This window comes from Flavobacterium amniphilum (genome assembly GCF_023634845.1).
GTDB lineage: Bacteria > Bacteroidota > Bacteroidia > Flavobacteriales > Flavobacteriaceae > Flavobacterium > Flavobacterium amniphilum.
In genome coordinates, this window is the sequence record NZ_JAMLJL010000002.1 from 184,474 (window position 1) to 198,013 (window position 13,540).

Below are 13,540 nucleotides of genomic sequence, written 5' to 3' on the forward strand. Positions count from 1 at the left end.
ACTTCAAGAGATTCTGTCAGGACTTGAACCTGAGACCTACTGCATATAAGGCAGTTGCTCTATCCAACTGAGCTACGGAATCTGTAATTTTTGAGCATAAAAAAAGCACCTCGTTAAAGGTGCTCTATATATACTGAAGGATAAATATCCTACGTCCTATACGGGTACACCTGTATCATCACTACCGCGAAGTCAAAACTCGGGCTGAAGCTGTAATCCTGTGATACTTTTGCATTTCTCATGCCTCGTTGTGTGCTGTTATGTAGTGATAATGATTTCATATTTTCTTTTTTATATAATCCGCTTCTGTATTTCAAAAGCTTATAATTGTAATTCGTTTCGTAATAATTCCGGGGCAAAGATAATGTCAAAAAAAACTGGTTTCCAAATATTTTTTAAAATTATTTTTCTGATTTTCAATTAGTTACAACCAATTCAAAGCATAGTAAATCCTGCCCGCATTGCTGCGGATAATTTGTTTTTTGTCAAATGGCTGTCTCTCATCTGATTGCAATCCAAAACCTATTTTTCTCTATTTTGTTTAGTCATGAAACATTTTTTAATTTTTTTTTAATTTTTTTTTTTGCCTGTGGCAATTCATTAGTATCATTTTTAAAATTCCGGCATAAAAAAAGCGCCCTTTTGTGGAGGACGCTTACTATTTTTATGTGGATAAACCGATTTATTTTAAACCAAATTCCTTTCAAAGCATACAAACGTCTCTCGCTGCACAGCATAAAATACTGCCGGGCGTTGATCTAAACTTACATTTAGTTTTGCGATATGTCTGCACTGTTTTCTCATTTCGGGAGCAAATGTAGGATAATTTTTAATTCAAACAATTTTTTTTTGCAACCTCATCTTCGTTTATAGGTTACTACTTCATTCTTATGTAATCATTAGTCAGGTTATAAATGGCAGGACAAACCGGCTTGTGATAAATTTTCAGGAAATTTTTTTTTACTCACAATTCTGTGATAAATTTTCTGTGATAAAAAAATTTATCACAGAAAATTTATCACAGGTTTTCTTATATATACTGACATAAGACGCACAAAATAAAACTTTTAACAAACAATGTGGGAAAACCATATACCACAATGCTAACCTATTTCTAATTTAGATATGTAGGAAAAGAATTACTTTTTTAACAAATAAAAGACTAATAAAAATTGTAATCCATTCGAAACTGACCAGACACAAACATAAAAACCGAATACTAAAAAACAACTAAAAACAACTAAAAATGGAAGCACTTGAAAACAAAGAAACTGTTGAATTGAATCAGGATGAGCAGCAAACGACATCCACATTCCAGTTTCGGACACCGGCAGGTATTCAGGATTTTACTGAAAATTCTACCAAACAGGACGCGATGAACAAGTTTTGGAGCAACAACCTTGACGGCTTTACCCAACAGGGAATGTTGAACAATCCATGGAACTCGACAAACACACCGACGGTGACAAATTATTACAATCCGATTGACAACAATCCGCCAAGTGAAACTGCGAGAATCATTTGGTCAGCTTTCCCGGGAAGATTGGCTTTTAACTTTCCGAATGCAAGTCAGGCAGAACTGGATCAAATGGCCGATATGGGGAATATGTCCGGCCAGATCACCAATTCTCCTTGTAGTTCAGACGGTCAGCAAGTGGCGTATTTTCCGTACGGGCCGCGCGGATGGCAGGATGAGTATTGCGAATGGGCCGTAACCCGGAATGCCAACAACCAGATTACCCGTATTGATTTTACCTGTGAAAATCCGGAGTACTGGAACACCTTATGGGAAATTGATCCGAATAAAGTTTTAGAGTTATACCAAACGGTTTTGGGGAAACCGCAAATTACTTTAAAAGACTTAAGCTTACCAAATGTAACCAATCCAATTACGAACCAGCCTGTTTACAATCCGCTGAACAAATGGAATGCAGGTACCATTTCATCTGATTCGAACGGTGGCGCCATGCATCTTACCAGTACGCCGAATACCTTACAGACTGAAATCGGATTAGCCACCACCTCTACCGTGCAGCGTTTTAATCCGCCGACAAACCCAGACAATACCATGTGGCCTTCATCCCAATACAATGATTTGATCTGTGTGGGCGCTTTCGGGCAACGCTACCGTAACAGTGATCCGAACATTGGAGGAAATGTAAATAACTTTGTTACGGCTGCCAACAATGTAACACTTGCCAATCCTCCGGGACTATACATCCAAACGCCTGACTTTACGAATTATGTAACACCGGACGGTACCGATGCTTCCACTTTCTGGACCATTGCAAGAGGATCACAAACATTAAATGATGACAGCGGAAAACCGTTACCGGGTAACTTTATCTTACATGCTGTATATGAAGTTCCTGAAAACCTGAACTATACTATCAGTGATATCAGTATTGCCGGTACTAAAATCGCCTGGGCTTCACAAATTGCTTCAACTTTTAAAATGCAAATCGTAGCGGCTGCTTACGCCGGAACAAAACCACAGGGATATGCTCCTGTAGGAAGTACAACTCCTGAAAATACATTTGCACAGCCTTTACAGATTTTTTACCAGGACTACTTTGACCAAATGTATAATACATTAGTACCAAATCCGGTAAACAATCCTATATCATTATTAAGTAACAGTACCTATGTACCTTTAAATGTAAACGTAGGAACAAATTCGGCACAAATGGTTATTGTTGCGGGAACCTGCACAGCAAAAGAAAACCAACCGGCCACTTATCCAAGCATAACATTTGACGATCCGGATATCAAAGCTACGGTGACTTCGGTAAAAGAAAATGTATTTTATGCTGTACCGGGGAACAGCCAACCAAGTACCAATACCGCTCTATATGTAACCGTAACGGTAAGCCAAAGTGCAAAACCGGGACAAAAAGGAGTGTATGTGACCAATGTAGGCCAAAATATTAGTGTAGCCATGCCGGCTTTATTCTTAGTTAGTCCGGTAAGTGCGCAGGCTGCTATTGCGTGGCAAAACACCGGAGTGGTGATTTCAGCCGCAAACACGGTAAAAATTACCTACCAATCCGGATTATGGACTGCCAATCCGCAGGATAACGGCGGAAAATTATACAACGCTTACGGTAATCCAACTTTCATTCCGGCCAAAGAAGGCTATACCATGCCGGGAGAAAACGAAGGTGCCTTAATCGGTAAAGTGGGTAATACCGTTTTCCTAATCGGAATGGGTGCCACCCTGCCGGCTAATCTTTCAGGTGAAATCCAGTTATGCATCAACGACGACCTAAACGGTGAATATGGTGCGGGATTAACAGACAACATAGGTGCCATCGCAGTATCTATCAATGTTCAATAACCAAAACTGAAATTTTATTTAACCAATACAAAGACCTAAATCATATGTAAAATATGGTTTAGGTTCTTTCTTATGAACCTATACTAACCAACAATCAAACCGATTCCATGAAAAATAGTATCTATAAATCCATTGGAGCTTTCTCTTTCGTCCTGCTTTCCTGGGGAGTCATCAGCAGTATGCAAAGGAAAGAAGAATATACCAAAATACCGGTTGCCGACAATACCTGTGATTGCTACTCGAGTTCTTCCCTGTTCAACATTCCCATTACGTTCAACAATCAGGTTCCGGGCGATTTACAATCGTTCAGCAATCAGTCACAGGCCGATTGTTTTGCCTGGCAGGAATTCATTTCGTTAAACTGGCCCACAAACGGCAATAATTTTGGTGATCCTTATGATTACTCTCTTGTTTCCTGGGAAAAGTATATGCCCGAGCAGGTTTTATTCCAGCCGAACGGTGCACCGCCTCCAGCTTGGGGAACTTTGGTTTCTCCCGAATATGCAAAGAAGTTCAAAACACAGCGGATGGTGTACAGCAACACCGAAACCAAACTCCTGACATTCGCAGCTAAATTTGGTGAAACCGATACCATCAGAGGCTTCAGTCCGGATCAGGCAGCACCTTTCGGAAAACCCAACTGGCTGGGAGCCCAAAACAGTACTAATGTCTGGTATGAAATCATGCTTAATAAAGACTATTATGATTTTGTCGTTCAAAACGGTTATTACAATGCCATTAACCAACATACAGCCACACAGAATAAAATTCCGATTAATTTTCCACAGGGTGTTTACAACGGCGCAGTAGGTGCCATTGAGTTAAAAGCTGCCTGGATGGAAGTCGACAATATCAAATCGGCAAAGTGGGCACGTTACAAATTATCCAAAGCCATCGTTATGGATGCCACTACGGGAAAATTGCGTACTACAACTGTCGCACTCGTTGGTTTACACATTTTGCACAAAACGACCAACCAGCCAACGTGGGTTTGGGCTACATTTGAACAAATTGACAATGTTCCCAATACTCCTAACGATACGCCTCCTCCTTACGGTTATAATTTTTACAGTGCTAATTGTACACCTAAACAGGTAACCCTGAGTAATGGTAAACAGGTTACGGTAAGCTGCACGGCCAACACTTCTCCTCCTTACTATCTAAAAGATGGAACGCCGGTTCCTATTCAGCTGACGCGTGTGAACAGTATTGATCCGGAAGATGCCGCACCTATCAATTTAAAAATGCAAACCAATATCAAAAAGTTTTATCCTAATTCGGTGTTCCAGTACTACCAGTTGGTCGATGTTATCTGGTCACAAATATTACAGCCGGATCCAACCACACCGATACAGGCTCCACGCAACATCAACAATTCATCGATGGTGAGCGGGCGTAGCATTGTAGCCAACAGTACCATGGAAAGTTATGTGCAGAATAAAAATACCTGCACCAGCTGTCATGTATACAGTACGATTGCATCTTACAGTCAGGATACCATCAATAACAATGTTTTCGGGGATTTCAGTTTTGCGATTTCCAAAGCAGAATACCCTTCTACTTCAAAAACTTCAGCGAAAAAGAAGAAAAAAGGTTAAACGATTAGACTTCTCAGATTATTAGAAAATCCTTTTAAGTCTCTATTTATTTTCAAAACGGAAAAAGCGCCATAATGGCGCTTTTTTATTAGATTATTAGATTTTCAGATTGTTCGATTATTAGACTTACTTAGACTTCTTAGACTTCTTAGACTTCTTAGACTTCTTAGATTCTTCAAAAAAATTATTTTTCTGCCAACAATTTCTCATCTTCAGGAGTAATGTCTACTACTGCATAAGTGGGTACCCGTGTAATAGCCATTTTATCCAAAGCATTGACTAAATCTCCGTAACTGGATTTTTTTGACGGTTTTATCAATACAATCAATCCTTTTTTCGGATCACCATAAATATCTAAGAGATGCTGACTCTTAGCTCTCAATTCTTTTGTGAGGTCATTAGTGTTGCCATTAAAAACTTTAGGTTCTTCTTTAGGACTGGAAAAATTTCCCCAATTGCTCACTATTTTACCGTTCTCTCCCAATAGAATTGTCATATCACGGTCATCACTAACTTCCAGAATACAGATAATTCCATTACGCTCTTCTTCATCATACTTTTCAGGCATTCCCAGGTCCATACACTGCGGTCTCGACATATACGACGTCAGCATAAAGAATACAATCAGTAAAAAGGAAACACTCACCATTGCCGTTAAGTCAACACGGGCATTGAGCTTTTTGGTTCTGATCCTTCCTTCTATTCTTCCGAAATTATTTCTTCTCTCTTCCATGGCTAGATTATTAGATTATCCGATTGTCAGACTTCTTAGACTCTTCAAAAAATTATTTTTTGGCAAACAGTTTCTCATCTTCCGGTGTGATATCAATCAATACATAATTGGAAATATTAGCAATCATCATTTCATCCAGAATATCAGCCATATTTTTATAATTTGCCTTTTTGCCTAGTTTTATGAACACAATTTTTTTGTCCTTATCTTCTTTTAAGAATGTCGATTTTAAACGTACTATTTCCTTACGGATTCCTTCTTTACCATGTTCAAATTCTTTGGGTTTTTCCAAAGGAGAAGACAACGGACCAACATAACAGATAATTTTATTGTTGTCACCCACTACTATAGTGATGGCTTTCTCAACAAATTTAGGATCAATTTCAACTGCTTTGATTTTAGACTGGCCATCATCACCCACACCTAAATCCATTGACTGGGGTTTAGATAAAGTTGTTACCATGGCGAAAAAAGAAAGCAGCAGAAAAAAAGCACCCACTGCCGCAATTATATATATCCATACACTTGGTTTCTTCTTTGCTTTATTTTCAAAATCTTTTCTGCTTAATTCCATGGTTAGATTGTTGGATTATCCGATTGTTAGATTATTAGACTACTTAGACTCTTAAATATTATTTCCCTGCCAATAATTGCATCTCTTCATATGTAATATCCGTTACTGCATATGATAACCCGTTGACTGTCATTTCATCCAAAACTTCCACCAGATTTTGATATGTTGATGCTTTACTTGGTTTTATGTAAACGAGTAAATGTTTTTTATGCTTTGACGGAAGTGCATTGATCATACGCAACAATTCTTTCCGTAAGCCGTTTTTGCCATACTCCAACTCCTTAGGTCCTTCCAACGGCATTTCAAAATTTCCAAAATAACCCACCAACCGGTCATTGTCACCCAACAATAGTGTCAGACTTCGGTTGTCGCCTTCATAATAAGGGGCACAATCACAACAACCTCCATCGTCTCCACCCAAATCCATTGCCAGTGGTCTCGACATATACGACGTCAGCATAAAAAATACAATCAGCAAAAAGGAAACACTCACCATTGCCGTTAAGTCAACACGGGCATTCAGTTTTTTGGTTCTGATTTTTCCTTCTATTCTTCCGAAATTATTTCTTCTATCTTCCATTATTAGACTTCTTAGATTATTAGACTTTCTTAGACTCTTAGCGACTTTGCTAATTTTTAGCCAGTAATTGCATTTCTTCCGGTGTGATATTGGCTATCGTATGATACTTGATTTCAGCTTCACCCAAACCGTCCAGAACATTTACCAGATTACCATAATTAGAATCCTTTGAAGGCTTAACCAATACGATCAATCCTTTTTTGGGATCACCGTATAAGGTATTCTGAACATACTGATTTCTGTCAGTCAATTCTTTTGTCAAACTTTCCGTTGCTGAATTAAATTCTTTTGGTGCTTCCAGCGGATTTTCAAAATTTCCAAGGTAACTTACTACTCTGTCATGGTCATCCAATAATAAAGTCATCACCCGGTCACTATTCAAACAACCCGGATTTGGTATCCCACAAACTATCCTGTCTGCATCAGGTAATTTCAAATCAACCGCCTGTGGTCTTGACAGATAAGACGTCAGCATAAAGAATACAATCAATAAGAAAGAAACACTCACCATTGCTGTCAAGTCAACGCGGGCTTTCAGTTTTTTGGTTCTGATTTTTCCTGCTATTCTTCCGAAATTATTTCTGCGCTCTTCCATGGTTAGATTGTTAGATTGTTAGATTGTTAGATTATCCGATTGTCAGACTTCTTAGACTTACTTAGATTATTAGACTTCTTAGACTTCTTAGACTTCTTAGACTTCTTAGACTTCTTAGACTCTTATATATTACACAATTTTTCTGTGGGAATAAACCAAGATACGAATTACTTCCTGCTTAAAACAAAGTTGTGATAATTTTTTTTCTTTCATTTTTTTTATCACAACTCTGTGATAATTTTTTTGTGATAAATTTTTTTATCACAGAAAATTTATCACAACTTCCCGCTTCCGGGTTTCCAAAAAAAATAAATTGGAATAATTTTCCAAAAGTAATTACCTTTCGGCTTCTGATCTGTAAAACAGAAAACCAATCCTAAATACGACGGACGAAAACCGAATGAAAAAGCATCTTAAATACATCGACGGAAGCTCGGATAAATTCTGGCAAATTGAAGTTACTGATTCCCAATTCACTGTTACTTACGGTAAAAACGGAACTTCGGGAACTTCCCAGGTAAAATCTTTTGAAAGCAGTGAGGAATGCCTGAAAGCGGCCGAAAAATTACTTTCCGAAAAAACAAAGAAAGGCTATTCCGAAAACGGTGAAGTTGCCGTCAGTACTGCCACAACGGCAACTAAAACAGCCAAAGCTTCAAACATCGATGCCATTTTAGAAGAATATGATGCCATCATAAAAGCAAAAGATGTTCAATTCCTTCTGCCCTTCTTAATTAAAAATGCCAAAGGAAATATTGGAGCGATAAGCAAACACGTCAAAAAATGCCGACGGTACTGGACCACTTTTACTGATTTATCGAATGATCCCGGTTACAAACCACTGAAAGGCGGTTACAATTGGGGAACACGCGGTGATGAGAAAGTAAAAGACATTATTACGCTGAGTACCATCGCCTTATTTGACAAAAACGATATGCTGTCTAATGATGATGCACTTCCCTATCTGCAAGATGCAAATAATCCCCACATCCTGGAAATTCTGGAATGGGCAAAACCCAACTGGATTACTTCCTATCTTCTGGAAAGATTCCGGAGATCCGAGTGGACCAATTTCAAATACAGATCGCTCCGGTTTCTGGAAGAAAAAGGTTTGGTTGAATTTGATCCGGAATTAACAGCCTTATGCCTGCCCAGCTTCAGTACCTGGCGTGAGAAGATCACTCCGCGTGAATACATCAATTATATTACCACCGACAAAACGGCTTATGAAAGGGATGTTCTTCAGGTTTTTTATTATGAAACAGGTATACAAAATGGTTTCTTCAAAGAAAATGAAACAGCAAAATACGATGAGTTTTACATTTGGGAAATTATCTTCAGTACTTTATTAAATGAAAATAAATTAGACCGGAATTTTTTCATTGAAAACTGTCTTTTAATCCAAACCAAAGAATGGAACAACAATTTAAAGTCATTTTTCAGGAAGAGACTTGCTGAACAGAATCTTAGTGATGATGAACTGATTCTGTATCAGGAAACCATTTTCACGTATTCCCATAATGCTAATCCGGTTATTGTCAATTACGGTTCCGAATTGGTCAAACAAATCTTCACCCATCCGAAATTTAAACACAAAAACTATTTCGAATGGATCGAACCATTACTAATGCGGAACGATTGCAAAACTGCAGTAAAAAACAATCTGATGGTTTTGGAAAAAATCAGTAAGGCCAATCCAAAACTAAACAAATCCATCGCTTTATTATGTGCCGATGTCTTTTTGGTTCCTGACGTAAGCCTACAGGAACGGGCGGCAAAAATCATCTCAAAATCCGGTAATCCAAAGGATAAGGAATTAACCGAAAAACTTTCCGGTTATGCTTCATTGATGCAAGGGAATATCAAGCCGGGGTTAAGTCATTTCCTTTCGGAAGAAGATTTAATTGTGGATGAATCGCAATTGGAAATCTATCGCTTCAGTCCGAAAAATTATCCGGTGCTGACCGAAGAAGTTGTTATTCCTGACACTTGGAACGAAATCATGTTCCTTTTCGGGAAATTTATTGCTTCTGAAGATCCTTTGGACTCCGAATTATTACTGAATGTGTATACCACCCAACGGCATTTATTTCCGCAGGATTACAAAAACCAACTCCAACCTTATCATAAGCAATTGGATAACAATTATTTCAGCAGCGTACAAAAATCCTATGTCCAAAATTTATTAATTAATAAAATTAATGATAAGCATATAACCTACACAGTTGATGATAAGAATTACGTTACATTAAAATCATTGGGGTTAATCAAACCGGTCATGCAAAAAGTATTGGATAAAAACAAGGTCAGGTCAAATTTGCCCTTATTGTCATTACCTACGCACAAGCCGCATTGGATTGCTCCCAAAACGCTTGTGGAAAGGCTTATTGCCTACCAACAAAACAATGAAGACATTGATTATACCGATTTAAGTATTGCCATCAGCAGAATGCCGCGGGAAAATACCGAAGAAGCGCTACCTTTACTGGAACAATTGGATTCTGACATGAAAAACCTGATGTCTTTCTGTTTGGGAACAACCAAGGAAATAGCGATCAAATCAGGTTCAATCATTTCAAAATTATTTTCTTCGCTTGGAGCTTCGCAAAAAAACGATGAACTAGCCGCTTTATGGGCAGTTGCCGCAAGAACCCATTATCCCGGTGAAACATTTGAAGAATTTGAAAAAACGGCCTTGAAGGATATTCCCAATGTGGTGAACAAATTCAATGCTGAATTAAAATTTGAGGAAAAATCAAATGAATGGAAAGATTACCATACCCAAAAATTAATGAGAACTTCCTGGACTGTTATTTCCTACCAATTACCGGAGAAGAAAAGCATGCCGGCCAATTTACTGTACAGTCTGGATTTATGTAAAAAGAAAAGCAAAAGAGATTGGCTGGATGATTTTACATTGGCAACTGAAGCAAATGTTTACCATTGGAACAGCCTGATGCCACAAAACAATGATCCGTTGGCCTGGTTACTGATGGAAAAGGTCTGTGATACAACCGACGGAACCAAAAATGAACTGAAAGGCTTTTTGAACATTGTCAATCAGCAAGGTTTTCAATTATCAGATATCATCTTGCTTGTATTTGCCTGCTGTTTTTTCATGGAAAAGAAAGACATCCGCTTAATGGCATCCGAAGTTTTAATCAACCTCGTAGAACAACAATCCATTGATGTTAATCAGTTTGGTGAAAACCTGGCACTTCTGATATCAAACAAATACGGCGTATTGCTGCGGATGATTGATGGCATCATTGCCCTGAAAGACATTTCCCCTTTACACAATTCGGCTTTGTTTTTAATTCTGGACCACATTTTCCAAAAAGTGGAATTAGCGGAAAAACTGCCAACCAACTTCAAAAAATTGGTTGAGAATTATGTGGATGTCCTATTGAAAACGAATCAGAAACCATCGGAAGGCTGTCTTCAGTTCTTTGGAAAATTAAAGGACAACACCGCATTGAAAACAATAGTAAAACAGATTTTAACGTAAGAAATGAACGATTTAGAATATAATTACCAAGGGATTTCCACCATCAGTAAAACCAAAGGTGTCAATAGTTTAGTCATGGCGCACCAGACCGAAATTGAAGAAGTCAATTCGATTCCGTGTTTCTTCTGGGGAAATTTAACCGATCCGTATGTTACGGCAAAATGCTGGACAACGATTGCCAAAGTGGTACGCACCAGTTTTGGTCCGGTGCCGCCAAGTTTGAGGGATCCAATCGTTTCCGCCGGTGCCGAACGGTTGCGCTTTGAAGGTTTTTCTTCCTGCAACGGTGTGTATGTACGCCTCGATATGAAACCGGAAGCCGTTGACGGTGAGTTCATCGCTAACGGAACCACCAATGTCGATTTCAACGAACCGATGCTCAACGCGCTCAATGCCATCCAGAAAAATGAAAAAGTAACGCTGGCCGTGGGACAAAAAGATATGCAGGTAATCACTTCCAAGGCAAAAGTAACCGAGAAGAAAGTAACACTTCCCATGCGCTGGATAAAAGGACTGACAAGTGTCCAACTCTATCTGGCCGACATGGATTTTAAGTTTGAGCTTTCCAAAATACAAACCATACAATTGTTCCAGAGTTTACCGAAAGGAAGTGTTAAAGGCGATTTTTACATCACCAAACGCGCCGGGAAGTTTATGTTCAGTACGCTGGAAACCAATGACAGCGTCAGAATTGGCGGTGTGCACCGTTTGCGTTTACTCGAAGGCATACTGGCCATAGTAGATAAACTGTATGTGTATGAATCCTACGATAAACAAACCTGTGCCGTGGTTTGTGAATTTGGAAAAATGCAACTGCTGATGGCTTTTTCTTCCGATGCATTCCGCGGGTTCTCCGGTGAAGGAAATGTATTGGAAACCATGACCGAAAATGTTCCCATGGAATGGGTGTACGGTCTGAACAGTTTGCTCAAGTCAAACGAAACATTCGACCCTACCCTGCTTTCCGTTGAAACGGATATCGACTTCGGAACGATGGACAACCTGACATCCAGTTTGTCTTCGATGGGACTGTTAGGATATGATGTGACCGATCAAAAACATTTTTACAGAAGACTTCCGTTTAAAACCGAACGCATCCTGAGTTTAAACCCAAGACTGAAGAACGCCAAAAAACTAATTGACAATGAGGATATCCAAATACTGAAACGCACAGGGAATTACACCGAAGCACGAGTAAAAGGAACAGGAGTTTCACACCGTGTCATTATCGATGGCTCCAACCAGCATTGCACCTGCAACTGGTTTACGGCGTATCAGGGAAAAAGAGGAATCTGCAAACACATACTGGCGGTTAAGATGACGATTGGTTAGATTATTAGACTTCTTAGACTTCTTAGACTTCTTAGACTTCTTAGACTCGGATAATCTAAAAACCTCTGTGAGAATTTTTTCAATTTTAAATTTTTTCTCACAACGTTGTGAGAATTTTTTTGTGAGAATTTATTTTCTCACAGATTTTTTCTCACAGAGTTGTGAGAATTTTTATTTTTCTGAAATTTTTCTCACAACTTATTTATAAAGTATCTCCCTCATGGCTATTAACGTTTGGGTTCCTTTATCATAATCCGGAAAATCCTGAAGCTGCGAATCAGGATAAGCCGCTTCGATGGTTCGTATCAGATCTTCCGCTTTTTGCAACAGTTCATCATACTCCATTTCACCGGCTTTGATGGAAAGCAGTTCGCCTCTGTTTCCTACACGGATATTTAATTTACCTTCAGTCAGGATTTGCTCCGCCGATTGCAGCAAGCGTACCGTATGCATCATGTTCTTACTGTCGTAATTTTTCCCGTGCTGTTGGTTCATATTGTAACGGTCATCGTTGCGTTTGACAACCCAGTCCCAATACTCTCTGTACTCTTTACAATACACTGAATACCCTTCCAGGTTACAGCTCAGGTAAGCGCGTTCTTTTTCTCCCTTTGGTATGGAAGACAACTGCAACTCGTTTGATTCATTCGTTTTGACGATACCACGGTAACCCAATGTCGCACCGGCATCATAAAACAACGCAAACATATTTTTGGAATGGGGCATGTTCATCAATCCGCACTGATCCTGATCCAATTGATTTGCTTCCAGCCATTTCACTAACGGCACACTGTCATACCCCTCGAGTATAAAACAAAACTCCAACAGGCTTTTGCGCTCCTTCTCCATGGGGTTCACAATCTTCTTTTTGAGTCCGCGTGCTTTCTTGATCTGCGTCATGGCATACCCCGCAAACGAATCCTTGCAGAGCTTCGACAGGAAATCTTCCAACTTCAGGTTTTCCATCAGCGGATGTCTGTACGACACACAATCCTCGGGCGTTGCGAGTATTTCGAGTATATTCGGATTGTTCTTCAGAAGCAGTTCCACAAAGCGCCCTAATTCGTAGTACACTTCATCATTCGTTTCATTACTGACCTGTGGTATGTAATCGAGTCCGAAGAATTTTTCTTTCGGTAAATAGAAAACGCCTTTGATATCGGTATCTGACGCTGGTGTGTCCAGTCCAAAAGATTTACTTCCGGATATTACTTCGAATAGTATGAGATTATTTTTTTTTAAATCCTGTATCGTCATCGTAATTCATTTATGATTTCAAGATA

At 39.1% G+C, this 13,540-nt stretch carries 9 protein-coding genes and 1 tRNA gene; 4 read left to right on the plus strand and 6 right to left on the minus strand.

Features of this window, described 5'->3' with window-relative positions; translation table 11 throughout:
* Positions 1 to 8 precede the first annotated feature (8 nt).
* A tRNA-Ile gene (locus tag NAT51_RS02700) sits at positions 9 to 82 on the minus strand.
* A gap of 1,164 nt (positions 83 to 1,246) precedes the next feature.
* Here NAT51_RS02700 and NAT51_RS02705 point away from each other — a divergent pair.
* Entirely contained in the window at positions 1,247 to 3,337 is a 2,091-nt protein-coding gene (locus NAT51_RS02705) for a hypothetical protein (protein ID WP_250594867.1), read from the plus strand.
* 107 nt (positions 3,338 to 3,444) lie between these two features.
* Complete coding sequence (locus tag NAT51_RS02710) at positions 3,445 to 4,935, plus strand: hypothetical protein (RefSeq protein ID WP_250594869.1); 1,491 nt, start codon at positions 3,445 to 3,447, stop codon at positions 4,933 to 4,935.
* Positions 4,936 to 5,119: 184 nt separating this feature from the next.
* Here NAT51_RS02710 and NAT51_RS02715 read toward each other — a convergent pair whose 3' ends face one another.
* From NAT51_RS02715 to NAT51_RS02730, 4 genes are read right to left on the minus strand one after another with little or no spacing between them, the layout of a single operon-like run.
* Complete coding sequence (locus tag NAT51_RS02715; protein ID WP_250594871.1) at positions 5,120 to 5,668, minus strand: ExbD/TolR family protein; 549 nt, start codon at positions 5,666 to 5,668, stop codon at positions 5,120 to 5,122.
* A 52-nt stretch (positions 5,669 to 5,720) separates the two neighbouring features.
* Positions 5,721 to 6,242, minus strand: coding sequence for an ExbD/TolR family protein (locus tag NAT51_RS02720; protein ID WP_250594873.1), 522 nt, complete (start codon positions 6,240 to 6,242; stop codon positions 5,721 to 5,723).
* A gap of 58 nt (positions 6,243 to 6,300) precedes the next feature.
* Positions 6,301 to 6,822, minus strand: a complete 522-nt coding sequence (locus NAT51_RS02725) for an ExbD/TolR family protein (protein WP_250594875.1) — start codon at positions 6,820 to 6,822, stop codon at positions 6,301 to 6,303.
* Positions 6,823 to 6,871: 49 nt separating this feature from the next.
* Complete coding sequence (locus NAT51_RS02730) at positions 6,872 to 7,417, minus strand: ExbD/TolR family protein (RefSeq protein ID WP_250594877.1); 546 nt, start codon at positions 7,415 to 7,417, stop codon at positions 6,872 to 6,874.
* A gap of 400 nt (positions 7,418 to 7,817) precedes the next feature.
* Here NAT51_RS02730 and NAT51_RS02735 point away from each other — a divergent pair, with 400 nt between their 5' ends.
* Positions 7,818 to 10,925, plus strand: a complete 3,108-nt coding sequence (locus NAT51_RS02735; RefSeq protein WP_250594879.1) for a DUF6493 family protein — start codon at positions 7,818 to 7,820, stop codon at positions 10,923 to 10,925.
* Between the two features lie 3 nt (positions 10,926 to 10,928).
* Positions 10,929 to 12,257, plus strand: coding sequence for an SWIM zinc finger family protein (locus NAT51_RS02740; RefSeq protein ID WP_250594881.1), 1,329 nt, complete (start codon positions 10,929 to 10,931; stop codon positions 12,255 to 12,257).
* A gap of 198 nt (positions 12,258 to 12,455) precedes the next feature.
* Here the strand turns inward: NAT51_RS02740 and NAT51_RS02745 are convergent, their stop codons facing one another.
* Positions 12,456 to 13,514 (minus strand): DNA polymerase beta superfamily protein, encoded by a 1,059-nt coding sequence (locus NAT51_RS02745; RefSeq protein WP_250594883.1) that lies wholly within the window; start codon positions 13,512 to 13,514, stop codon positions 12,456 to 12,458.
* Positions 13,515 to 13,540: the final 26 nt, after the last annotated feature.